General features: G+C 70.6%; 19 protein-coding genes. 13 read left to right on the plus strand and 6 right to left on the minus strand.

The features are described from left to right. Positions 1–17 precede the first annotated feature (17 nt). Positions 18–1,538: a cellulase family glycosylhydrolase gene (locus ABD355_RS09320; RefSeq protein ID WP_344399667.1), complete on the plus strand. Its 1,521-nt coding sequence runs from the start codon at positions 18–20 to the stop codon at positions 1,536–1,538. Between the two features lie 62 nt (positions 1,539–1,600). On the opposite strand, the gene serC is transcribed toward ABD355_RS09320, so the two are convergent. Then, on the minus strand, positions 1,601–2,719 hold the full coding sequence (gene serC / locus ABD355_RS09325) for a phosphoserine transaminase (protein WP_344399668.1): 1,119 nt from the start codon (positions 2,717–2,719) through the stop codon (positions 1,601–1,603). Between the two features lie 179 nt (positions 2,720–2,898). Between serC and ABD355_RS09330 the strand changes: the two genes are divergently transcribed. Beyond that, positions 2,899–5,763 carry an FAD-binding and (Fe-S)-binding domain-containing protein gene (locus tag ABD355_RS09330; RefSeq protein ID WP_344399669.1) on the plus strand — a complete coding sequence of 955 codons (2,865 nt, stop codon included), beginning with the start codon at positions 2,899–2,901 and terminating at the stop codon, positions 5,761–5,763. Between the two features lie 222 nt (positions 5,764–5,985). Beyond that, complete coding sequence (locus ABD355_RS09335) at positions 5,986–6,909, plus strand: EamA family transporter (RefSeq protein WP_344399670.1); 924 nt, start codon at positions 5,986–5,988, stop codon at positions 6,907–6,909. Positions 6,910–6,929: 20 nt separating this feature from the next. Here ABD355_RS09335 and ABD355_RS09340 read toward each other — a convergent pair whose 3' ends face one another. From ABD355_RS09340 to ABD355_RS09355, 4 genes are read right to left on the minus strand one after another with little or no spacing between them, the layout of a single operon-like run. Continuing rightward, on the minus strand, positions 6,930–7,673 hold the full coding sequence (locus tag ABD355_RS09340; RefSeq protein ID WP_344399672.1) for a class I SAM-dependent DNA methyltransferase: 744 nt from the start codon (positions 7,671–7,673) through the stop codon (positions 6,930–6,932). 58 nt (positions 7,674–7,731) lie between these two features. Beyond that, positions 7,732–8,130 (minus strand): DUF6234 family protein, encoded by a 399-nt coding sequence (locus tag ABD355_RS09345; RefSeq protein ID WP_344399673.1) that lies wholly within the window; start codon positions 8,128–8,130, stop codon positions 7,732–7,734. Positions 8,131–8,177: 47 nt separating this feature from the next. Beyond that, positions 8,178–8,456 (minus strand): DUF397 domain-containing protein, encoded by a 279-nt coding sequence (locus ABD355_RS09350; RefSeq protein WP_344399674.1) that lies wholly within the window; start codon positions 8,454–8,456, stop codon positions 8,178–8,180. Continuing rightward, positions 8,416–9,276 (minus strand): helix-turn-helix domain-containing protein, encoded by an 861-nt coding sequence (locus ABD355_RS09355; protein ID WP_344399675.1) that lies wholly within the window; start codon positions 9,274–9,276, stop codon positions 8,416–8,418. The genes ABD355_RS09350 and ABD355_RS09355 overlap by 41 nt, the downstream gene beginning before the upstream one ends. A 104-nt stretch (positions 9,277–9,380) precedes the next feature. Here ABD355_RS09355 and ABD355_RS09360 point away from each other — a divergent pair, with 104 nt between their 5' ends. The 8 genes from ABD355_RS09360 (at position 9,381) to ABD355_RS09395 (ending at position 19,476) form a co-directional block, all read left to right on the plus strand. Further along, a complete protein-coding gene (locus tag ABD355_RS09360; RefSeq protein ID WP_344399676.1) occupies positions 9,381–10,175 on the plus strand; it encodes a TIGR03084 family metal-binding protein in 795 nt (264 codons plus the stop codon). Beyond that, a complete protein-coding gene (locus ABD355_RS09365; protein WP_344399677.1) occupies positions 10,172–11,860 on the plus strand; it encodes an acyclic terpene utilization AtuA family protein in 1,689 nt (562 codons plus the stop codon). Before ABD355_RS09360 ends, ABD355_RS09365 begins: the two co-directional genes overlap by 4 nt. Then, a complete protein-coding gene (locus ABD355_RS09370) occupies positions 11,857–13,455 on the plus strand; it encodes an acyl-CoA carboxylase subunit beta (protein WP_344399678.1) in 1,599 nt (532 codons plus the stop codon). The genes ABD355_RS09365 and ABD355_RS09370 overlap by 4 nt, the downstream gene beginning before the upstream one ends. Positions 13,456–13,460: 5 nt before the next feature. Beyond that, entirely contained in the window at positions 13,461–15,311 is a 1,851-nt protein-coding gene (locus ABD355_RS09375; RefSeq protein ID WP_344399679.1) for an acetyl/propionyl/methylcrotonyl-CoA carboxylase subunit alpha, read from the plus strand. An 82-nt stretch (positions 15,312–15,393) separates the two neighbouring features. Then, positions 15,394–16,530: an acyl-CoA dehydrogenase family protein gene (locus ABD355_RS09380; RefSeq protein ID WP_344399680.1), complete on the plus strand. Its 1,137-nt coding sequence runs from the start codon at positions 15,394–15,396 to the stop codon at positions 16,528–16,530. A 26-nt stretch (positions 16,531–16,556) separates the two neighbouring features. Then, the gene (locus ABD355_RS09385; protein ID WP_344399681.1) at positions 16,557–18,134 is read left to right on the plus strand and encodes a 4-coumarate--CoA ligase family protein; all 1,578 of its coding nucleotides are present in this window, start codon (positions 16,557–16,559) and stop codon (positions 18,132–18,134) included. After that, positions 18,131–18,865, plus strand: coding sequence for an enoyl-CoA hydratase family protein (locus ABD355_RS09390; protein ID WP_344399683.1), 735 nt, complete (start codon positions 18,131–18,133; stop codon positions 18,863–18,865). Before ABD355_RS09385 ends, ABD355_RS09390 begins: the two co-directional genes overlap by 4 nt. Then, the gene (locus ABD355_RS09395; RefSeq protein ID WP_344399684.1) at positions 18,853–19,476 is read left to right on the plus strand and encodes a TetR/AcrR family transcriptional regulator; all 624 of its coding nucleotides are present in this window, start codon (positions 18,853–18,855) and stop codon (positions 19,474–19,476) included. Before ABD355_RS09390 ends, ABD355_RS09395 begins: the two co-directional genes overlap by 13 nt. On the opposite strand, the gene pdxH is transcribed toward ABD355_RS09395, so the two are convergent. Continuing rightward, positions 19,466–20,134: a pyridoxamine 5'-phosphate oxidase gene (pdxH, locus tag ABD355_RS09400; RefSeq protein ID WP_344399685.1), complete on the minus strand. Its 669-nt coding sequence runs from the start codon at positions 20,132–20,134 to the stop codon at positions 19,466–19,468. The genes ABD355_RS09395 and pdxH overlap by 11 nt on opposite strands. A 295-nt stretch (positions 20,135–20,429) precedes the next feature. Here pdxH and ABD355_RS09405 point away from each other — a divergent pair, with 295 nt between their 5' ends. Further along, positions 20,430–21,530, plus strand: a complete 1,101-nt coding sequence (locus tag ABD355_RS09405; protein ID WP_344399686.1) for a citrate synthase 2 — start codon at positions 20,430–20,432, stop codon at positions 21,528–21,530. 313 nt (positions 21,531–21,843) lie between these two features. Next, on the plus strand, positions 21,844–22,671 hold the full coding sequence (locus ABD355_RS09410) for a GNAT family N-acetyltransferase (RefSeq protein ID WP_344399687.1): 828 nt from the start codon (positions 21,844–21,846) through the stop codon (positions 22,669–22,671). The last annotated feature ends 25 nt before the right edge of the window (positions 22,672–22,696 follow it).

Here is a 22,696-nt window from a genome sequence, read left to right on the forward strand (position 1 = left end):
CGAGAGGAAGCAGCGACATGTTCCGCAGCCTGCGAAGAGCGCTGTGCGCTGTTGCAGCGGCGCTCCTGATACCGCTGGGGGCCGGTGCGCACACCGCGCACGCGGCCGCCGTCCCCGGCGCCGGCTACTGGCACACCAACGGCCGTCAGATCCTCGACGCGGCCGGGCAACCGGTCCGGATCGCCGGGATCAACTGGTTCGGCTTCGAGACCGGCAACCACGTCGTCCACGGCCTCTGGTCCCGCGACTACAAGTCCATGATCGACCAGATGAAGTCGCTGGGCTACAACACCATCCGGCTGCCCTACAGCGACGACATCTTCAAGTCGTCCACCGTCCCCAACAGCATCGACTTCAGCAGTGGCAAGAACGCCGATCTGCAGGGCCTGAACTCCCTCCAGGTCATGGACAAGCTCGTGGCGTACGCCGGTCAGGACGGTCTCAAGGTCATCCTCGACCGGCACCGGCCGGACTCCGGCGGACAGTCGGCGCTCTGGTACACGGCGGCCGTCCCCGAGTCGACCTGGATCACCGATCTGAAGGCACTCGCGGCCCGTTACAAAGGCCAGGACACCGTCGTCGGCATCGACCTGCACAACGAGCCCCACGATCCGGCCTGCTGGGGCTGCGGCGACACGGCGACCGACTGGCGGCTGGCCGCCGAGCGGGCCGGCGACGCGGTGCTCTCCGTCAACCCCGACCTGCTGATCTTCGTCGAGGGCGTGCAGACCTACGGCGGGGTGTCGGGGTGGTGGGGCGGCAACCTGATGGGCGTCGCCCAGTACCCGGTCCGGCTCGACGTGGCCAACCGGGTCGTGTACTCCGCCCACGACTACGCGACCAGCGTGGCCCAGCAGCCCTGGTTCAGTGATCCGGCGTTCCCCGCCAACATGCCGGGCGTCTGGGACAAGTACTGGGGCTACATCTTCAAGCAGAACATCGCACCCGTGTGGGTCGGCGAGTTCGGTACGACGCTGGCCTCGACCGTCGACCAGAAGTGGCTGGCGGCGCTGGTGAGCTATCTGCGGCCGACGTCGACGTACGGGGCCGACTCCTTCCACTGGACGTTCTGGTCCTGGAATCCCAACTCCGGTGACACGGGCGGGATCCTGAAGGACGACTGGACGACCGTCGACACGGTGAAGGACGGCTATCTGACGAGCATCAAGGCGCCGCTCTTTCCCGGCACCGGTACAGGTGGAGGCGGCGGGGGCGGCGGTGGGGGTGGCGGCAGCACGGCCGCGTGCTCGGCCTCCTACACCGTCAGCAGCGACTGGGGCAGTGGCTTCAACGCCGAGGTGACGGTGACCAACACCGGGACCAGCTCGATCAGTTCGTGGAAGGTGAGCTGGACCTGGAACGGGTCGCAGCAGGTCACCAACATGTGGAACGCGTCGTACACCCAGAGCGGCGCGACCGTGACCGCGGTGAACGCCGCCCACAACGGCAGTGTCCCGGCGGGTGGCTCGGTGAGCTTCGGGTTCGGGGGAGCGCCGGGCGGCGGGGCGGTGCCTTCGCCGACCTGTACGGCGGCCTGAACCGGTGAGGGGCGGCCCCGGCATGCACCGGGGCGCCCCTCACCGACGTACGAGCAACGACGTCAGAGCTTCTCGATCACGTAGTCGATGCACTTCGTCAGCGCCTCGACGTCCGCCGGGTCGATCGCCGGGAACATCGCGACGCGCAGCTGGTTGCGGCCGAGCTTGCGGTACGGCTCGGTGTCGACGATGCCGTTGGCGCGCAGCACCTTGGCGACGGCGGCCGCGTCGATCTCGTCCGAGAAGTCGATCGTGCCGATGACCTGCGAGCGCTTGGCCGGGTCGGCGACGAAGGGGGTCGCGTACTTGGACTCCTCCGCCCAGGAGTAGAGGCGGGTCGAGGAGTCCTTCGTGCGGGCCGTGGACCAGGCGAGACCGCCCTGGCCGTTGAGCCACTCCAGCTGCTGGTTCAGCAGGAAGAGGGTGGCGAGGGCCGGGGTGTTGTACGTCTGGTTCTTGCGGGAGTTGTCGATCGCCGTGGGGAGGCTGAAGAACTCCGGGACGTGGCGGCCGGACGCGTGGACACGCTCGGCGCGCTCGATCGCGGCCGGGGAGAAGACGCCGATCCACAGGCCGCCGTCGGAGGCGAAGGACTTCTGCGGGGCGAAGTAGTAGACGTCCGTCTCGGACACGTCCACCGGGAGGCCACCGGCGCCGGAGGTGGCGTCGACCAGGACCAGCGCGCCCTCGTCGGCGCCGGCCACGCGCTTGATCGGCATGGCGACACCGGTGGAGGTCTCGTTGTGGGTGAAGGCGTAGACGTCGACGCCCGCCTCGGCCTGCGGCTCCGGGTGCGTGCCGGGGTCGCTCGCGATGACGGTCGGCTCGGCCAGCCAGGGGGCGAGCTTGGCCGCCTTGGCGAACTTCGAGGAGAACTCGCCGAAATTGAGGTGCTGCGACTTGTTCTCGATCAGGCCGTGCGTCGCGATGTCCCAGAACGCGGTGGAGCCGCCGTTGCCGAGGATCACCTCGTAGCCCTCGGGCAGGGAGAACAGCTCACTGATGCCCTCGCGCACCTTGCCGACCAGGTTCTTGACCGGGGCCTGGCGGTGGGAGGTGCCGAGGAGGGAGGTACCGGTCGCGGCCAGCGCGTCCAGCGCTTCCGTCCGCACCTTGGAGGGGCCCGCGCCGAAACGTCCGTCGGCGGGCTTGATGTCAGCGGGAATCTGGATCTCAGCCACGGGGTGAGGTTAGCCGTTTCGGGAAACCTGGGTGAAACGTGGTCCGTCCGGTGAGACGGCGGTGTCGTGCGCGTCGGAACCGGGGGCTGCACCCCCAGACCCCCCTTCGGCCTGAACGACCTCGTCCTCAAACGCCGGACGGGCTGGATGACCGCGGCCTTGGCTGATTTGCTGACTGCATGGCGGGTCTGGAGGCACGTTTGCGCGAGGTTGTCCGGGGTGAGGTGCGGTTTGACGTCGCCGCCCGGGCGCTGGTCACGATGGATGCGTCCAATTATCGGAGGGTTCCGCTGGGGGTGGTTGCCCCGAGAGACGCCGACGACGTGGCCGCCGTGCTGGAGGTCTGCCGGGCGCATGGTGTGCCCGTCGTGGCGCGGGGCGGGGGTACGTCCATCGCCGGGCAGGCCACCGGTACCGGGGTCGTGCTGGACTTCACCCGGCACATGGACCGGATCGTGTCCCTGGACCCTGAGACCCGTACCGCCGTCGTTCAGCCGGGGCTCGTTCTGGATCGGCTGCAGGAGGCCGCAGCGCCGTACGGCCTCCGGTTCGGGCCCGATCCGTCGACCCACAGTCGCTGCACGCTCGGCGGGATGATCGGGAACAACTCGTGCGGCTCGCACTCGGTGGCGTGGGGGACCACCGCGGACAGTGTGCGGGAGCTGGACGTGGTCACCGGACGCGGGGAGCGGCTGCGGCTCGGGCAGGGGTGGGGCGGGGCGCCGGACGGGTTGCGGGGACTGGTCGAGGGGGAGTTGGCGCGGCTGCGGACCGGGTTTCCGGAGCTGCCCCGGCGGATCTCCGGATATGCGGTGGACGCCCTGCTGCCGGAGAAGGGGGCCGATGTCGCCCGTTCCTTCTGCGGGAGCGAGGGCACCCTGGGGGTGCTGACCGAGGCCGTCGTACGGCTCGTGGAGGCGCCACGCGCGCGTGCGCTGGCCGTGCTGGCGTACGCCGACGAGGGCGCCGCCGCCGAGGCCGCGGCCGGGCTGCTGCCGTACCGGCCGCTGACCGTGGAGGGGATGGCGGCCGATCTGGTGCCTTCCACGGCGGGGCTGCCGCGGGGCGGGGCCTGGCTGTTCGTGGAGACCGGCGGGGAGACTCAGGCGGAGGCACGCGCGCGTGCGGAGGCGATCGTGCGGGCCGCCGATGTCGTCGACTCGCTGGTCGTCACCGATCCGGGCGGGCAGCGGGCGCTGTGGCGGATCCGGGAGGACGCCAGTGGTACGGCGACCCGGATGCCGGACGGGAGCGAGGCCTGGCCCGGGTGGGAGGACTGCGCGGTCCCGCCCGCGCGGCTCGGCGCCTACCTGCGGGACTTCCGGCGGCTGCTGACCTCCCACGGGCTGCGCGGCACCCCGTACGGGCACTTCGGGGACGGCTGCATCCACGTCCGTATCGACTTCGACCTGCTGAGCGAGGCGGGCGTCGGCCGGTTCCGGCGCTTCTCGGAGGAGCTCGCGGACGTGGTCGTGGCGCACGGCGGATCACTGTCCGGGGAGCACGGGGACGGGCAGGCGCGGGCGGAACTGCTCCCGAAGATGTACGGCGAGGACCTGGTCGCCCTCTTCGGGCGGGTGAAGGGCGTCTGGGACCCGGACGACCTCCTCAACCCCGGCATGCTGGTCCGCCCGGCACCGCTCGACTCCAACCTCCGCTTCTCGGTCCTGCCCCGGAAGCCGGTCGACGTGGCCTTCGGGTACCCGGCGGACGGCGGCGACTTCTCCGCGGCCGTACGGCGGTGCGTGGGCGTCGCCAAGTGCCGTACGACCTCCGCGTCCGGCGCGTCCGTCATGTGCCCGTCCTTCCGGGCGACCGGCGAGGAGGAGCACTCCACGCGCGGGCGTGCCCGGCTGCTGCACGAGATGCTGGCCGGCGAGGTCGTCACCGACGGCTGGCGCTCGGCGGAGGTACGGGACGCGCTCGACCTGTGCCTGTCCTGCAAGGGGTGCCGGTCCGACTGCCCGGTCGAGGTCGACATGGCCACGTACAAGGCGGAGTTCCTGCACCACCACTACGCGGGGCGGCGCCGCCCGGCCGCGCACTACAGCATGGGGTGGCTGCCGGTGTGGCTGCGGCTGGTGGACCGCACTCGCACCGCCCGGCTGGTCAACTTCCTCGCCTCGGTGGGCCCGCCCGCGGCGCTCGCCAAGCGGGTGGGCGGGATCGCGCCCGAGCGGCGGATTCCGCGGGTGGCGACCGAGACGTTCAGCCGGTGGTTCGGGCGCCGTGCCAGGGCGCGGGAGCGGCAGATGATCCGCGAGCTGGGACTGGAGTACGAGGAGCCCTTCGGCAGGCCTGTGCTGCTGTGGCCGGACACCTTCACGGAGCACCTCTCGCCGGAGGTGGGGATGGCGGCCGTGCGGGTCCTGGAGGCGGCCGGACTGACGCCGGTTCTGTGGCCGGCCCGCCGCCACCCCGTCTGCTGCGGGCTGACGTACCTCTCGACCGGTCAACTCGACCGCGCCCGCGCGGTGTTGCGCCGCACCCTCGACCAGTTCGACGTCCTGGGCTCCTCCCAGGCGGTCGAGAACTTCGCGCCCCTCGTCGTCCTGGAGCCGAGCTGCGCCGCGGCCCTGCGCACGGACCTGCCCGAGCTGCTGCACGACGATCCGCGCGCCGCCCGTCTCGCCGCCTCGGTGATGACCTTCGCGGAGGCGCTGGAGCGGTACGCGCCCGACTGGGTGCCGCCCGCCCTCGACCGCCCGGTCACCGGGCAGACCCACTGCCACCAGCACGCGGTCCTCGGCGACGGCGCGGAGCGTCGGCTGCGCGAAGCGGCCGGGCTCACTGGGGAGTTGGCGGGCGGGTGCTGTGGTCTGGCGGGCAACTTCGGCTTCGAGAAGGGCCATTACGAGGTGTCGACGGCCTGCGCGGAGGAGCAACTGCTGCCGGCCGTGCGTGACGCGGCGGACGGCACGGTCGTACTGGCGGACGGCTTCTCCTGCCGGACGCAGCTGGAGCAGCTGGCCGGGGTGCGCGGGAGGCATCTGGCGGAGGTACTGGCGGAGGGACTTCTCAAAGGGTCCTCCCAGGATTCATAAGCCGGTACGGGCCGTTCGAGGCGTGGCGGGTGCCGTCGTACGCCTACGACCCGTACGTACCGCAGCAGGGGGAGCCCTGGCCCGGTATCCGAGGCTGCCGTGTCCACCATGCAGGACAGTTGCAAAACGAGTTCACACGCCTGACCAGGTGCACTACCCTGGACCTGCCAGTGCATCGCGATGAACGAATCGTGAACCCCGAGCCGAGCACCTGGACCGCCCGTGACCAGCCCCAGCACCACCACCTCACCGTCAGCGGTGCACACTCCGACGGCCCCGCACCGCCGAGGCTCCCTCGGCCCGGTCGGCCTGGTCCTGTCCGGCGGTGTGTCCGTGCAGTTCGGCGCCGCGCTGGCGGTGAATCTGATGCCCAGGGCGGGCGCGCTCGGGGTGGTCACCCTCCGTCTCCTCGCCGCCGCCGTCGTCCTGCTGCTGGTCTGCCGCCCCCGGCTGCGCGGCCACTCGCGCACCGACTGGGGCACGGTGATCGTCTTCGGTATCACCCTGGGCGCGATGAACGGCCTCTTCTACCAGGCGGTCGACCGCATCCCGCTCGGCCCGGCGGTCACCCTGGAGGTCCTCGGCCCGCTCGCCCTGTCGGTCCTGGCCTCGCGCCGCGCTCTCAACCTCGTCTGGGCCGGACTCGCCCTCACCGGCGTCTTCCTGCTCGGCGGCGGAGGCTTCGACGGCCTCGACCCGGTCGGCGTCGCCTTCGCGCTGGGCGCGGGCGCCATGTGGGCGGCGTACATCGTGTTCAGTGCGCGTACGGGCCGACGGTTCCCGCAGGCGGACGGGCTGGCGCTGGCCATGGCGGTCGGGGCGCTGCTGATGCTCCCGCTGGGGATCGCGGAATCCGGCGCGAAGCTCACCGACCCGACGACGATCGCGCTGGGCTCGGCGGTGGCCCTCATGTCCTCGGTGCTCCCGTACACCCTGGAACTCCTGGCGCTGCGCCGCCTCCCCGCGTCCACCTTCGCGATCATGATGAGCCTGGAACCGGCCCTCGCCGCGACGGCCGGCTTCCTCATCCTGGGCCAGTCCCTCTCGCTCTGGCAGGCGGCCGCGATCGCCCTGGTCATCGGGGCGAGCATGGGGGCGGTGCGGACGCAGGTGGGGCGGGGGAAGGCGCCGGTGCCGGAGGCCTGACGGCCTCTTGTCGGATGCGGTCAGCCGGCGGGCTTCTCCCAGACCGACACGTGCTGTCGGCTGTCGCCGGTGAAGGGTTCGCGGGTCCAGCCGTCCCATCGGTCGCACAGCCGCATTCCCGCCAGTCGGGCCATGAGGTCGAGCTCCGATGGCCATACGTAGCGGAAGGGGACGGCGAGATACGAAGCGTGGCCCTCGCCGTCGACCCGCACATGATGCGAGCTCATCGACTGGGTGGCGACGTCGTACAGATCGAAGCCGAGCCGTCCGTCTTCCACCCGGAACGGTACGGCGTTCTGCCCGGGCGGCAGCCGGCGCAGATCGGGGACGCCGACCTCGACGACGAAGCGGCCGCCGGGTTCCAGATGCTCGGCGACGTTGCGGAAGCAGTCGACCTGGGCGTCCTGCGAGGTCAGGTTGTTCATCGTGTTGAAGACGAGGTACGCCAGCGAGAACCGGCCCTCCGCCTTGGCCGTCGCGAAGTCCCCGATCGTCACGCCGATCGCGTCACCCCCGGGCTTGGCCCGCATCCGCTCGACCATCGCCCGGGACATGTCGATGCCGTACACCTCCACACCGCGCGCCGCGAGCGGCAGAGCCACACGTCCCGTCCCGATGCCCAGTTCGAGCGCGCGCCCGCTCCCGGCAAGCTCCGCCAGCAGCTCGACCACCGGATCCAGCGCCTCCGCCGCGAACATCTCCGCCGCCGACTCGTCGTACCCCGCCGCGACGGACTCCCCGAAATAACCGTCCCCATCGATCACCCGGGGACCGTACTGCGGGGGCGCCGGGCGGCGCGCCTCAATTTTCAGCGGTTCGCGTTCAGCAGTTCGCGCTGTAACGGACGCAACCCGGTGGCGGGGAGTGGTCGTGGTTCCACTCCCGCTGCGCGGCCGTCAGCGCTCCGCCGGCCAGGAGCGCCACCAACAGGTGCGCGACCACGGTCCAGCGGGCACGGAAGACTGCCGCCACGACCGCCAGGACGAGTACGGCGATCAGCAGTTCCCGTAGCCGGTCCATGTGCGCGAGGGCTGCCGCGTCGATCTGCGCCCGGTCGCCCTGCGCCGCCCATACCGCCAGGCCGTAGCCGTATATCGAGTCCAGCACGAGCCACCCGGCCTCCAGCAGGAACAGGGGGATCGCGAGGGCGAGGTCCACGCCCAGCCGCGTTCTGCGCGACCAGGGCCACCGGCGGCCTGGGCGTACGAGGGTGTCGGTCATGCGTGCAGCGTGCCGCGCCGGGCGGCGACACGCATGAGCACCCGTACTCAGCCGCGAGCGTTCTCGACGGCACCCCGGAGGAAGGCGGAGAAGGCGGCCGCGCTGAGGGTGAGGACCCCTGCCGGGGGGTTCTTGGAGTCGCGGACGGCTATGAGGGCAGCCAGGGGCGCTACTTCCACGCACTCGCCGCCGCTGCTGCCGCTGTACGACGACTTACGCCACGTCGCGGTGCCGAGAGGGGCGCACTCGACACATTCGCCTCCGGTGCCGCCGCTGTAGGACGACTTACGCCAGCGAGCTCCGGTCAGGTCCTGGCTGTTCTGCATACCGTTCCTCCCGTACGCGGGCGATCAGCGCTGCCGAGTCCTCGACTGAAAGGGCTGCGGCCTGCAGATGATCGTAACGATGCGAACAGTCCCTGACGACGTCCGGGTTGGCGGTCATGTATCCCTTGTCGTAGTTCTCCGAGTAGGCGATGTCGGGGTCGTCATCGAAACGCAGGATGGTGAACGAGCCCGCCGTGGCCGGGTGTTGACCCACTCCGAACGGCAACAGCTGCACACGCAGCTGGCGACGTTTCTGGAGGTTCAACAGGTGCGTCAGCTGCTGGCGCATGACTTCCCTGCCGCCGAAAGGCCTGTGCAGCACCACCTCGTCCAGCACCACCCATGCCAGGGGCGGTTTCTCCCGAGTCAGGATGCGCTGCCTCTCCATGCGCGCCGCCACCTGGTCGTCGAGCTTGTCCGCCCAGCCTGCCTCCAGCACCGCACGCGCGTACGCCGGTGTCTGGAGCAGCCCGTAGACCACCTGGGCCTGGAACGTGGCGATGTTCGTCGCCCGCGCCTCCATCTCCGCATACGGCTGAAACCAACTCGGCAACTGGTTGCGCAGAACCAGCCCCACCAGCCTCGAAAACGTCCCGTCCGTCCCCAGCGCCGCATCCACCCGCTCGGAGAACTCCCGGGTCGGCACCCTCAGCGTCGTCTCGACCTGGCCGATCAGTGACCCCGTACAGAACACGATCGAACCGAGCGCCTGTTGGGTCAGCCCCGCTGCCTCACGGGCACGCCGTAGCTCGAAGCCGTAGTAGTCCAGCGGCGACGCACTGGGATCAAGTTCGCGGATATGCACGGCGACCACCTCCATTCACTGAGGGTAGCCATCTGACTGCGAACGGGTGTCAGGCCTGTGGAAAACAAATTAATGCAAGCACGCTTGCTTGTTTCTGGCCCCCCTGCCATGCTCGCCCCATGGCTGACCCGACGCCCGTGATCGACGATCTCTGCGCGGAGAGCGAGGAACTCGACCTGCTCGTGGCCGAGTTGAGCCCGGAGCAGTGGGCGCTCGCGACCCCGGCACCCGGCTGGACCGTCGCCCACCAGATCGCGCATCTCGCCTGGACCGACCACTCCTCCGTGCTGGCCGTGACCGACCAGGACGCCTTCGCCCGCGAGGTCGAGAAGGCGCTGGCCGCGCCCGGGAACTTCGTGGACAACGGCGCGGAGGAGGGGGCCGGGAAGCCGCCCGAGCAGTTGCTCGCGGACTGGCGGGCCGGGCGCAAGGCCCTGGCAGACGCCCTGCGTGCGGCGCCGACGGGGGCGCGTTTCCCCTGGTACGGCCCCCCGATGTCCGTCGCCTCCATGGCCACCGCCCGCCTCATGGAGACCTGGGCGCACGGCGGGGACGTGGCGGACGCGCTGGGCGTGGTACGCACCCCCACCGACCGGCTCCGGCACATCGTCCGCCTCGGCGTCCGCACCCGGGACTTCGCCTTCGGCGTGCACGGACTGACCCCGCCGTTCGAGGAGTTCCGGGTCGAACTGACGGCGCCTTCCGGCGAGTTGTGGGCCTACGGCCCCGAGGACGCCACGGATCGCGTCACCGGACCCGCCCTCGACTTCTGCCGCCTGGTCACCCAGCGCGCCCACCGCGCCGACCTCGCCCTGCACACGGAGGGCTCCGACGCCGACCGCTGGCTGGACATCGCCCAGGCCTTCGCGGGTCCACCGGGTGACGGACGCCCGCCGAAGGGCGGCACCGCATGACGACCTTGCGCATCGGCAACGCCTCCGGCTTCTACGGCGACCGTTTCGACGCCATGCGCGAGATGCTCACCGGCGGTGAGCTGGACGTGCTCACCGGCGACTATCTCGCCGAGCTGACCATGCTGATCCTGGGCCGCGACCGACTGAAGGACCCTGCCGCCGGATACGCCCGCACCTTCCTGCGTCAGCTGGAGGAGTGCCTCGGTCTCGCGCACGAACGCTCCGTCAAGATCGTCACGAATGCCGGTGGCCTCCATCCCGCCGGACTCGCCGACGCCGTACGGCAGTTGGCCGAACGCCTCGGCATTCCCGCCCGCGTCGCCCATGTCGAAGGCGATGACCTCAAGGCCGGCTATCCGGACAGCCTGGCGGCCCACGCCTACCTCGGCGGCTTCGGCATCGCGGCCTGCCTCCGGGAGGGTGCGGACGTGGTCGTCACCGGGCGCGTGACGGACGCGGCGCTGGTCACCGGGCCCGCCGCCGCGCACTTCGGGTGGGGGCCCAGGGAGTACGACCGGCTGGCGGGAGCCGTCGTCGCCGGGCATGTGCTGGAGTGCGGGGCGCAGGCCACCGGGGGCAACTACGCCTTCTTCGCCGAGCGCGCCGGTGACCTCCGGCGCCCCGGCTTCCCCCTCGCCGAGATCCACGAGGACGGCAGCTGCGTCATCACCAAACACCCCGGCACCGGCGGTTTCGTCGACGTCGGCACGGTCACCGCGCAGCTGCTGTACGAGACGGCCGGGGCCCGGTACGCGGGACCGGACGTGACGGCCCGCCTGGACACGATCCGCCTCACCCAGGACGGCCCCGACCGCGTCCGTATCGAAGGCGTGCGCGGCGAGGCCCCGCCGCCCACCCTGAAGGTCGGCCTCAACCGCCTCGGCGGCTTCCGCAACGAGGTCGCCTTCGTCCTCACCGGCCTCGACATCGAGGCCAAGGCCGCGCTTGTGCGGGGGCAGATGGAAACCGCCTTTGCGCAGGCCAAGTCCGCGCCGGCCGACATCAGTTGGGACCTCGTACGCACCGACGCCCCCGACGCCCCGACGGAGGAGACGGCGAGCGCACTGCTCCGGCTCGTCGTACGGGACCCGGACGAGCGGCTCGTCGGGCGGGCGCTGAGCGGAGCCGCGGTAGAGCTGGCGCTGGCCAGCTACCCCGGCTTCCATGTGCTGGCGCCACCCGGAAAGGGCGCGCCTTATGGGGTCTTCGAGGATGTGTACGTGCCCCATGGTGCCGTCGACCATGTGGCGGTGCTCGATGACGGGCGCCGGGTTCCTGTGGCCCCGGCACACGACACTCTCGTACTCGAAGACCTCCCGACCCCTGAGTTGCCCGAACCGCTCCCGGACGGGCCGACCCGGCGGGCCCCGCTCGGCCTCGTCGCCGGTGCCCGCAGCGGGGACAAGGGCCCGAACGCCAACGTGGGCGTGTGGGTGCGGACGGACGAGGCCTGGCGGTGGCTCGTCCACGAGCTGACGGCGGAGCGTTTTCGCGAGCTGCTCCCGGAGAGCCGCGCCCTGCCCGTCACCCGGCACGTCCTGCCGAACCTGCGTGCCCTCAACTTCGTCGTCGAGGGCATCCTCGGCGCGGGCGTCGCCGCCCGGCACCGTTTCGACCCGCAGGCCAAGGCCCTCGGTGAATGGCTGCGCTCCCGCCACCTGGACATCCCGGAGGCCCTGCTGTGACCGTGCTGCCGACCACCCTGGACATCAACGGACCGGACTACCGGGCGGCCCGTGAGGCCATGCTCGCCAAGCTCGCCGACCTCGACGCCGAGCACGCCAAGGCCCTCGCGGGCGGCGGCGAGAAGTACGTCGAACGGCACCGGGGGCGCGGCAAGCTGCTCGCCCGGGAGCGCATCGAACTGCTCCTCGACCCGGACACGCCCTTCCTGGAGCTGTCGCCGCTCGCCGCCTGGGGCAGCGAGTACGCGGTGGGCGCCTCGCTCGTCACCGGCATCGGGGTGGTGGCGGGCGTGGAGTGCCTGATCACCGCCAATGACCCGACCGTGCGCGGCGGCGCGAGCAACCCCTGGTCGCTGAAGAAGGCCCTGCGCGCCAACGACATCGCGCTCGCCAACCGCCTCCCCTGCATCAGCCTGGTGGAGTCGGGCGGCGCCGATCTGCCCTCCCAGAAGGAGATCTTCATCCCCGGGGGCGCCATCTTCCGGGACCTCACGAGGCTGTCGGCGGCCGGGATCCCCACCGTCGCCGTCGTCTTCGGGAACTCGACCGCCGGAGGCGCGTACATCCCCGGCATGTCCGACCACGTGATCATGGTCAAGGAACGCGCGAAGGTCTTCCTCGGCGGTCCGCCCCTGGTCAAGATGGCGACCGGCGAGGAGAGCGACGACGAGTCGCTCGGCGGCGCCGAGATGCACGCGCGCGTGTCGGGCCTCGCCGACTACTTCGCCGTCGACGAGCCGGACGCGCTGCGCCAGGCCCGCCGGGTGGTCGCCCGCCTCAACCACCGCAAGGCGTACGGCGATCCGGGACCGGCCGAGCCGCCCAAGTACGCCGCCGAGGAGCTGCTGGGCATCGTCCCGGGGGACCTGAAGATCCCCTTCGACCCGCGCGAGGTCATCGCCCGGATCGTCGACGCCTCCGACTTCGACGAGTTCAAACCGCTGTACGGGACCAGCCTGACGACCGGCTGGGCCACACTCCACGGCTATCCCGTGGGGATCCTGGCGAACGCCCAGGGAGTCCTCTTCAGCGAGGAGTCCCAGAAGGCCGCCCAGTTCATCCAGCTGGCCAACCAGCGCGACATCCCGCTCCTCTTCCTGCACAACACCACCGGCTACATGGTCGGCAAGGAGTACGAGCAGGGCGGCATCATCAAGCACGGCGCGATGATGATCAACGCCGTCTCCAATTCGAAGGTGCCCCATCTGTCGGTCCTGATGGGCGCCTCCTACGGCGCCGGTCACTACGGCATGTGCGGCCGCGCCTACGACCCCCGCTTCCTCTTCGCCTGGCCCAGCGCCAAGTCCGCCGTGATGGGCCCGCAGCAGCTCGCCGGCGTCCTGTCCATCGTCGCCCGGCAGTCGGCGGCCGTGAAGGGGCAGCCGTACGACGAGGACGGCGACGCCGCCCTGCGGGCCATGGTGGAGCAGCAGATCGAGTCCGAGTCACTCCCGATGTTCCTGTCCGGGCGGCTCTACGACGACGGCGTCATCGACCCCCGCGACACCCGCACGGTCCTGGGCCTGTGCCTGTCGGCCATCCACACCGCGCCGTACGACGGTGCGCGCGGCGGCTTCGGCGTCTTCCGGATGTGAGGCTCATGATCAGTTCTGTCCTGGTGGCGAACCGCGGCGAGATCGCCTGCCGTATCTTCCGCACCTGCCGTGAGTTGGGAATCCGGACGGTCGCGGTGCACTCCGACGCCGACGAGAACGCCCTCCACGCGCGCGTGGCCGACACGGCGGTACGGCTGCCCGGCGCGGCGCCCGCGGAGACGTATCTGCGCGGCGACCTGATCGTGAAGGCGGCCGTCGCCTCCGGCGCGGACGCCGTCCACCCCGGCTACGGCTTCCTCTCCGAGAACGCCGACTTCGCACGCGCCGTCATCGACGCCGGCCTGACCTGGATCGGACCGCCCCCCGAGGCCATCGAGGCGATGGCGTCCAAGACACGCGCCAAGGACCTCATGGGCATCGCCTCCCTGGAGCGAGGGCGGATCACCGAGGCCGACCTGCCCGTCCTGGTGAAGGCGGCCGCGGGCGGCGGAGGACGCGGCATGCGTATCGTGCGCCGCCTGGCGGACCTCGACGCCGCCCTGGAGGGCGCACGGGCCGAGGCCGCGAGCGCCTTCGGCGACGGCGAGGTCTTCGTCGAGCCGTACCTGGAGCACGGCCGTCACGTGGAGGTCCAGGTCCTCGCGGACACCCACGGCACGATCTGGACCCTCGGCACCCGCGACTGCTCCCTCCAGCGCCGCCACCAGAAGGTCATCGAGGAGGCGCCCGCGCCCGGCCTCCCGGACAGCCTCGTCGAGGACCTGTACGCGCTGTCGACACAGGCCGTGTGCGCCGTCGCCTACGAGGGCGCCGGCACCGTCGAGTTCCTGGTCGCCGACGGCCGCGCGCAGTTCCTGGAGATGAACACCCGCCTCCAGGTCGAACACCCCGTCACGGAGGCCGTCTTCGGCGTCGACCTGGTGGCCCTGCAGATCCGGGTCGCCGAAGGCCACCGCCTGGACAACGAACCCCCACGCGCGCGTGGCCACGCGATCGAGGCCCGCCTCTACGCCGAGGACCCGGCGAACGACTGGACCCCCCAGACCGGCACCCTCCACCGCCTGACCGCCCCCGAAGGCATCCGCCTGGACACCGGCTACGGCGACGGAGACGACATCGGCGTCCACTACGACCCCATGCTCGCCAAGGCCGTCGCCCACGCCCCCACCCGCGCGGAGGCCGTCCGCAGACTCGCCGGAGCCCTGGAGCGCACCACGATCCACGGCCCCACCACCAACCGCGACCTCCTCGTCCGCTCCCTGCGCCACCCGCAGTTCACCTCGGCCACCATGGACACGGCCTTCTACGACCACCACCTCCCCGAACTGACCACCCAGACCCCCGATCCCTACGCCCCCCTGGCCGCCGCCCTCGCCGACGCCCGATCCCACCCCTCCCGCTTCGGCGGCTTCCGCAACCTCCCCTCCCAACCCCAGACCAAGCGCTACGCGACAGCGGGCGAGGAGCACGAGGTCCACTACCGCCACACACGGGCGGGCCTGGAGGCGGACGGGGTACGGGTCGTACACGCGGACGCGCGTCTCGTCGTACTCGAAGTGGACGGCGTGCAGCAGAGGTACGAGGTGGCCCGGTACGGCGACGACGTGTACGTCAACACCACCCACCTGACCGCCCTGCCCCGCTTCCCCGACCCGACGACCCAGCACGCCCCCGGCTCCCTGCTGGCGCCCATGCCGGGAACGGTCGTCAAGGTCGCCGAGGGCCTGACGGCAGGAGCTGCCGTGAAGGCCGGGGAGCCGTTGCTGTGGCTGGAGGCGATGAAGATGCAACACAAGATCACAGCCCCGGTCACAGGCACGCTGAGCGCTTTGGAAGTAGTACCTGGCCAGCAGGTGACGGTCGGCGAATTGCTGGCGGTAGTGGAGCCGACCTAGAGGGGCGCGGGACTCCATCGATATGCGGTGACCGCCGCGAGCGCGACCAGCCACATGCAACCCGCACCCCGAAGGAGCCGAGATGGCCCACATCGAATCCGAAGAACAAAAAGCCCTCCGCTCAGCGGTCGCCGCCCTCGGCAAACGCCACGGCCGCGACTTCGACCGAGAGGCCCTCTGGTCAGAGGCGGCCAAGCTCGGCTACCTGGGCGTCAACCTGCCGGAGGCATACGGCGGCGGAGGCGGTGGCATAGCCGAACTCTCCATCGTGCTGGAGGAGTTGGGAGCCGCAGGCTGCCCCCTCCTCATGATGGTCGTATCCCCGGCGATCTGCGGCACAGTGATCGCCCGCTTCGGAACCGACGCCCAGAAACAGGAATGGCTCCCCGCCCTGGCGGACGGCACCCGAACCATGGCCTTCGGCATCACGGAGCCGGATGCCGGTTCGAATTCGCACCGCATCACCACCACGGCCCGCCGCGACCCCGACACCGGCGACTGGCTCCTGACCGGCCGCAAGGTCTTCATCTCCGGCGTCGACATCGCGGACGCCACCTTGATCGTCGGCCGCACCGAAGACGCCCGAACCGGCAACCTGAAGCCCTGCCTGTTCATCGTCCCCCGCGACGCCGAAGGCTTCACCCGCCGCCGGATCGACATGGAACTCCAGGCCGCGGAGAAGCAGTTCGAGCTGACCCTGGACGACGTACGCCTCCCCGCCGACGCTCTCGTGGGCGACGAGGACGCAGGCCTCCTCCAGCTCTTCGCCGGCCTCAACCCCGAACGCATCATGACCGCCGCCTTCGCCATCGGCATGGGCCGCTACGCACTCGCCCAGGCGATCACCTACGCCCGCGACCGCACCGTCTGGAAGACCCCCATCGGCGCCCACCAGGCCATCGCCCACCCCCTCGCCCAGGCGCACATCGACCTCGAACTCGCCCGCCTGATGATGCAGAAAGCGGCCCATCTGTACGACGCCGGAGACGACGTCGGCGCGGGCGAGGCCGCCAACATGGCGAAATACGCGGCCGGAGAGGCCTGCGTCAAAGCCGTCGACCAGGCCGTCCACACCCTCGGCGGAAACGGCCTCACCCACGAATTCGGACTCGCCTCGTTGATAACCGCCGCACGTGTGGCTCGTATTGCTCCGGTGAGCCGGGAGATGATTCTCAACTACGTCTCCCACCAGACTCTGGGCCTTCCCAAGTCGTACTAGACCGTCGTGGCCGCCTTGGAGGAACCGTGTTCCGCAGCGAGTACGCAGACGTCCCGCCCGTAGAACTCCCCATCCACGAAGCGGTGCTGGGCCGGGCCACCGAGTACGGTGACGCACCCGCCCTCATCGACGGAACCGACGGCACCACCCTCACGTACGAGCAACTGGACCGCTTCCACCGGCGCATCGCGGCCGCCCTCGCCGAGGCCGGCGTACGCAAGGGCGATGTGCTCGCCCTGCACAGCCCCAACACCGTCGCCTTCCCGACCGCCTTCTACGCGGCGACGCGCGCGGGCGCCTCCGTCACCACCGTGCACCCCCTGGCCACCGCCGAGGAGTTCGCGAAACAGCTGAAGGACTCGGCGGCCCGCTGGATCGTCACCGTGTCACCCCTGCTGGAAACGGCACGCAGGGCCGCCGAACTCGCCGGCGGCGTCGAGGAGATCTTCGTCAGCGACAGCGCGCCCGGACACCGCTCGCTGATCGACATGCTGGCCTCCGCCGCCCCCGAAGCGGACGTCGACATCGACCCCGCAGAAGACGTCGCCGCACTGCCGTACTCCTCGGGCACCACCGGCATCCCCAAAGGCGTCATGCTCACGCACCGCCAGATCGCCACCAACCTCGCCCAGCTCGAACCCGTCATGCCGGCCGGCCCCGGCGAACGCATTCTCGCCGTCCTGCCCTTCTTCCACATCTACGGCCTGACGGCCCTCATGAACGCACCCCTCAGGCAGGGCGCCACCGTCGTCGTCCTCCCCCGCTTCGAACTCGAAACCTTCCTCGCGGCCATCCAGAACCACCGCATCACCAGCCTGTTCGTGGCCCCGCCCATCGTCCTGGCCCTCGCCAAACACCCCCTCGTCGCCCAGTACGACCTCTCGTCCCTGAAGCACGTCATCAGCGCCGCCGCCCCCCTGGACGCCCAACTCGCCGCCGCCTGCTCCCAGCGCCTCGGCCTGCCACCCGTCGGCCAGGCCTACGGCATGACGGAACTGTCACCCGGCACCCACGTCGTCCCCCTCGACGCCATGCACGACGCACCCCCCGGCACCGTCGGCAAACTCATCGCAGGCACCGAGATGCGGATCGTCTCCCTCGACGACCCCGACAAGGACCTCGGCACCGGCGAGTCCGGTGAGATCCTCATCCGCGGTCCCCAGATCATGAAGGGCTACCTCGGCCGCCCCGACGCCACCGCCGCGATGATCGACCCGGACGGCTGGCTGCACACCGGAGACGTCGGCCACGTCGACAACGACGGCTGGCTGTTCGTCGTCGACCGCGTCAAGGAACTCATCAAGTACAAGGGCTTCCAGGTGGCCCCCGCCGAACTCGAAGCCCTCCTCCTCACCCACCCCGGCATCACCGACGCCGCAGTCATCGGCGTCTACAACGACGACAACAACGAAGTCCCGCACGCCTTCGTCGTCCGCCGGCCCACCGCAACCGACCTCACCGAAACAGAGGTCATGATGTACGTCGCCGAACGCGTCGCCCCCTACAAACGCGTCCGCCAGGTCACCTTCATCGACGGCATCCCCCGGGCCGCCTCCGGCAAGATCCTCCGCCGCGAACTACGGGAACTCCAGGAGCGCACATGACGTTGATCGGACGTACACGCGCGCGTGGCATCGAAACCCTCAGCCTCGACTCCCCGGCCAACCGCAACGCACTCTCCGCCGCACTCGTCGGGGAACTGGCCGACGCCCTCACGGACTGCGCCAAGGACACCGCCGTCCGAGCGATCATGCTCACCCACACCGGCAACACGTTCTGCGCGGGCGCCGACCTCCGCGACCCGCCGGCCCCCGACGCACTCGTTCGGGTGCTGAGGCAGATCGTGGAGCTGCGCAAACCGGTCCTGGCCCGCGTGACAGGCCATGTGCGCGCAGGCGGCCTCGGGCTGCTGGCCGCCTGCGACATCGCCGCCGCCTCGACACAGTCCACCTTCGCCTTCACCGAGGTACGCATCGGAGTGGCCCCGGCGGTCATCTCCCTGCCGTTGCTTCCCCGCACCGACCCCCGAGCCCTCGCCCGCTACTACCTCACCGGCGAACGCTTCGAGGCCCCCGAGGCGGCCCGCATCGGCCTCCTGACCGCCACCGGCGACGACGTGGACGCCGTACTGGAACCGATCCTGGACGGACTGCGCCGAGCCGCCCCACGGGGCCTGGCCGAGACGAAAGCGCTGCTCACAGCTAAGGTGCTCGAAACATTCGACCGGGACGCGGCCGACCTCACCGCGCTCTCGGCCCGGCTGTTCGCCTCCCCGCAGGCCCGCGAGGGGATGACGGCCTTCCTGGAACGACGGGATCCCACATGGGTGCTGTGACCACCGACAACGGCGTCGACCGCGCCGACCGCGTACCCAAACAGGACCGCAGCCGAGCCACCCGGCAGCGCCTCCTGGAAGCCGCCGTGGCCTGCCTCGCCGAACACGGCTGGGCAGGCTCCACGGTCTCCGTCGTGGCCGAACGCGCCGGCGTCTCCCGCGGCGCCGCCCAACACCACTTCCCCACCCGCGAAGACCTCTTCACGGCAGCAGTCGAATACGTCGCCGAAGAACGCTCCACAGCCCTCCGCGCCCTCTTCCCCCAGGGCGCGGCAGGCGACCGCCGGGCGGTCGTGTCGGCCCTCGTCGACCTCTACACAGGCCCCCTCTTCCGGGCGGCGCTGCACCTGTGGGTCGCCGCCTCCAACGAAGACCAGCTCCGCCCCCGCGTGACGGAACTCGAAGCCCACGTCGGCCGCGAAACCCACCGCATCGCCGTCGACCTCCTCGCCGCCGACGAATCCCGCCCCGGCGTCCGCGAGACCGTCCAGGGCCTCCTGGACATGGCCCGCGGCCTCGGCCTGGCAAATCTGCTCACGGACGACACCGGACGCCGGGAACGGGTTGTTGCGCAGTGGGCGGCCATCCTGGACCGGGAGCTCAGGGACTGAGCCGCTCCACCCGCCACCCCCCGTCCGCCTCCGCCGCATACCGCAACCGGTCGTGCAGCCGGTTCTCGCGGCCCTGCCAGAACTCCACCGCCTGCGGGGCGACCCGGAAACCACCCCAGTTCGGAGGCACCGGCACCTGCTCGCCCTCCGGGTAACGGGCGGCCAGTTCGGCGTACGAGGCATCGAGGTCGGCGCGGGTGGAGATCACGCTCGACTGGGCGCTGGCCCAGGCGCCGAGCTGCGAGCCGTGCGGGCGGGTGCGGAAGTAGGCGGCGGTCTCGTCCCGGCCGGTGCGGCGCGCGACGCCCGTGACGATGACCTGGCGGGCCATCGGATGCCAGGGGAAGAGGAGCGAGACGTACGGGTTCTCGGCGAGGTCGCGGGCCTTGCGGGAGTCGTAGTTGGTGTAGAACACGAAACCCTGCTCGTCGAAGTGCTTCAGCAGCACGGTTCGGGAGGTGGGGTGGCCTTCGGCGTTCGCCGTGGAGACGACCATGGCGTTCGGCTCGAAGAGGTGGGCCTCAGTCGCGGCCTGCTGGAACCAGCGTGCGAACTGCGCCACCGGGGTGGCGGCCAGATCGGACTCGGCGAGGCCCTCGGCCCGGTACTGCTTGCGCATCGAGGCGGGATCGAGGGGGACGGCGTCTCGGTCGGTCACCCGATCATCCTGCCGTATGCGCGGGTGCCGTTCGTCATGGCGTCCGTCATGATTTCGGCATGGGCGCCCATCGCCGTCCAGGAGCACCTGTGGCACTGAGTGCCGCGAAGCCTCCCCAAAAGTGGCACTCGGAGATATCGTGCTGGTGCGTTCTGGTTGAGCGACCAGCCGCGTGGGGCATCACCAGGGTGGCCGCCCAGGACCACGAGTCGCACGATACGACCGGGGATCCAGCGGCCGAGCCGCCGTTTTTCCGCCGTGCACATCTGTCGTACACATCACGAGGAGCCGCCTGATGTCCGACTTCGTACCCGGACTCGAGGGAGTCGTCGCGTTCGAGACGGAGATCGCCGAACCGGACAAGGAGGGCGGCGCCCTCCGCTACCGGGGCGTCGACATCGAGGACCTGGTCGGTCACGTCTCCTTCGGGAACGTCTGGGGGCTCCTCGTCGACGGCGCCTTCAACCCCGGCCTGCCGCCCGCCGAGCCGTTCCCGATCCCCGTGCACTCCGGCGACATCCGGGTGGACGTCCAGTCGGCACTGGCCATGCTGGCGCCCGTGTGGGGGCTCAAGCCCCTCCTGGACATCGACGCCGAGCAGGCCCGCGCGGACCTCGCCCGAGCCGCCGTCATGGCACTCTCCTACGTCGCCCAGTCGGCCCGCGGCCAGGGTCGGCCCATGGTTCCGCAGCGGGAGATCGACAAGGCCCACTCGATCACCGAGCGCTTCATGATCCGCTGGCGGGGCGAGCCGGACCCGAAGCACGTCGCCGCCGTCGACGCCTACTGGACCTCCGCCGCAGAGCACGGCATGAACGCGTCCACGTTCACGGCCCGCGTCATCGCCTCCACCGGAGCGGATGTCGCCGCGGCGCTCTCCGGCGCCGTAGGAGCGATGTCCGGCCCGCTGCACGGCGGCGCGCCCTCGCGGGTCCTCGGCATGATCGAGGAGATCGAGCGGACCGGGGACGCGGAGGCGTACGTCAAGCATGCCCTCGACAAGGGTGAGCGGCTGATGGGCTTCGGGCACCGCGTGTACCGAGCCGAGGACCCACGTGCGCGCGTGCTGCGGCGTACGGCCCGTGAGCTGGGCGCTCCGCGGTTCGAGGTCGCCGAGGCGCTGGAGAAGGCGGCGCTGGCGGAACTGCACGCGCGGCGCCCGGATCGCGTGCTCGCCACGAACGTCGAGTTCTGGGCGGCGATCGTTCTCGACTTCGCCGAGGTGCCGGCGCACATGTTCACCTCGATGTTCACGTGTGCTCGTACGGCCGGCTGGTCGGCACACATCCTGGAGCAGAAGCGCACGGGCCGACTGGTGCGACCCTCTGCACGGTATGTGGGGCCGGGAGTGCGGCGTCCTTCGGAGATCGAGGGATACGAGGGCATCGCCCGCTGAGAGGCAGCACCGAAACGCAGACGACCCGCGAACTCTGGTCCCTCCGCCTCGGCGGAGGAGCCGGCCGGACGTACCGGCGAGCTCGCGGGTCGGGTGACTGCTTGGGATTGGGCCGGCTGCACGGTTCTCTCCCGCGCTGGTCCGGCACCGCACTCGGTGTGGTGGCGAGCCGCTAGCCCGCAGTCACCTCACGCGTCCGGTATTCATACATCTGCCGAACCACCTCCCTTCTCGTGTAGCCCACACCTTAGGAACCGGTCGGCGCACGATCAACCACTTTTTTGACGGGGGCCGGTGACCTAGCTTTTCGACCATGACGGAGCGACGCGCGATTCTCAGTGGATCCACCTTCGAGGAGCAGATCGGTTACGCACGGGCCGTGGTCGACGGGGACTGGGTGCATGTTTCCGGGACCACGGGGTTCGACTACTCGACGATGACGATCTCGGACGGTGTCGTCGAGCAGGCCGAGCAGTGTGTGCGGAACATCGGGGCGGCGCTCGCGGATGCCGGGTGCGGGCTGGGCGATGTCGTACGGGTGCGGTATCTGCTGCCTGAGAGGGACGACTTCGAGCCGTGCTGGCCCGTGCTGCGGGAGGCGTTCGGGGAGGTGCGGCCGGCGGCGACCATGATGGTGGTCGGGCTGGCGGATCCTCGGATGCGGATCGAGATCGAGGTGTACGCGCGGCGACCGGTGCTGCGGATCGAGGCCGTGGGCTCCGAGGCGATGCTGGAGGAGTGGCGGTTCGTCCACAACGAGACAGTGCCGCCTGCTGCGATGTCCCTGGAGGAGGCTCGGGAGCGGCTTGGGCGTTATCGGCTGGAGAACGCGTATCTGGGGGATGTTCTCGTCGGGTGTTCGACCGTGCGGCCGCCGGAGGGTGATGAGGGTGTGGCCACGGTGATCGCGCGGGTGTTGCCCGAGTTCCGGGGGCGGGGGTTCGGGCGGGCGATCTACGAGAAGGGGCTGGCGCACGCGCGTGTGCTGGGTGCCGGGGTGGTCGAGACCTGTGTGCTGGCGGTGAACGAGGGTGGGCTGCGGTTTGCCGAGAAGTGCGGGTTTGTGGAGACCGAGCGGTATGCGTTGGACGGCGAGAGCGATCTGTGGATTGATCTTCGGCTGGTGATGGCCGGATCATAGGGATCGGCGGGTGTTACAACGATTC

This window comes from Streptomyces longisporus, assembly GCF_039532765.1.
Taxonomy (GTDB): Bacteria; Actinomycetota; Actinomycetes; order Streptomycetales; family Streptomycetaceae; genus Streptomyces; species Streptomyces longisporus.

Bases quoted from the DNA above. Each gene is read 5' to 3' on its own strand.
- ABD355_RS09405 (WP_344399686.1), top strand. From the start codon at position 20,430: ATGTCCGACTTCGTACCCGGACTCGAGGGAGTCGTCGCGTTCGAGACG.
- ABD355_RS09330 (WP_344399669.1), top strand. From the start codon at position 2,899: ATGGCGGGTCTGGAGGCACGTTTGCGCGAGGTTGTCCGGGGTGAGGTG.
- ABD355_RS09320 (WP_344399667.1), top strand. From the start codon at position 18: ATGTTCCGCAGCCTGCGAAGAGCGCTGTGCGCTGTTGCAGCGGCGCTC.
- ABD355_RS09380 (WP_344399680.1), top strand. From the start codon at position 15,394: ATGGCCCACATCGAATCCGAAGAACAAAAAGCCCTCCGCTCAGCGGTC.
- ABD355_RS09410 (WP_344399687.1), top strand. From the start codon at position 21,844: ATGACGGAGCGACGCGCGATTCTCAGTGGATCCACCTTCGAGGAGCAG.
- ABD355_RS09360 (WP_344399676.1), top strand. From the start codon at position 9,381: ATGGCTGACCCGACGCCCGTGATCGACGATCTCTGCGCGGAGAGCGAG.
- ABD355_RS09365 (WP_344399677.1), top strand. From the start codon at position 10,172: ATGACGACCTTGCGCATCGGCAACGCCTCCGGCTTCTACGGCGACCGT.
- ABD355_RS09395 (WP_344399684.1), top strand. From the start codon at position 18,853: ATGGGTGCTGTGACCACCGACAACGGCGTCGACCGCGCCGACCGCGTA.
- ABD355_RS09390 (WP_344399683.1), top strand. From the start codon at position 18,131: ATGACGTTGATCGGACGTACACGCGCGCGTGGCATCGAAACCCTCAGC.
- ABD355_RS09355 (WP_344399675.1), bottom strand. From the start codon at position 9,276: ATGGAGGTGGTCGCCGTGCATATCCGCGAACTTGATCCCAGTGCGTCG.
- ABD355_RS09345 (WP_344399673.1), bottom strand. From the start codon at position 8,130: ATGACCGACACCCTCGTACGCCCAGGCCGCCGGTGGCCCTGGTCGCGC.
- ABD355_RS09375 (WP_344399679.1), top strand. From the start codon at position 13,461: ATGATCAGTTCTGTCCTGGTGGCGAACCGCGGCGAGATCGCCTGCCGT.
- ABD355_RS09350 (WP_344399674.1), bottom strand. From the start codon at position 8,456: ATGCAGAACAGCCAGGACCTGACCGGAGCTCGCTGGCGTAAGTCGTCC.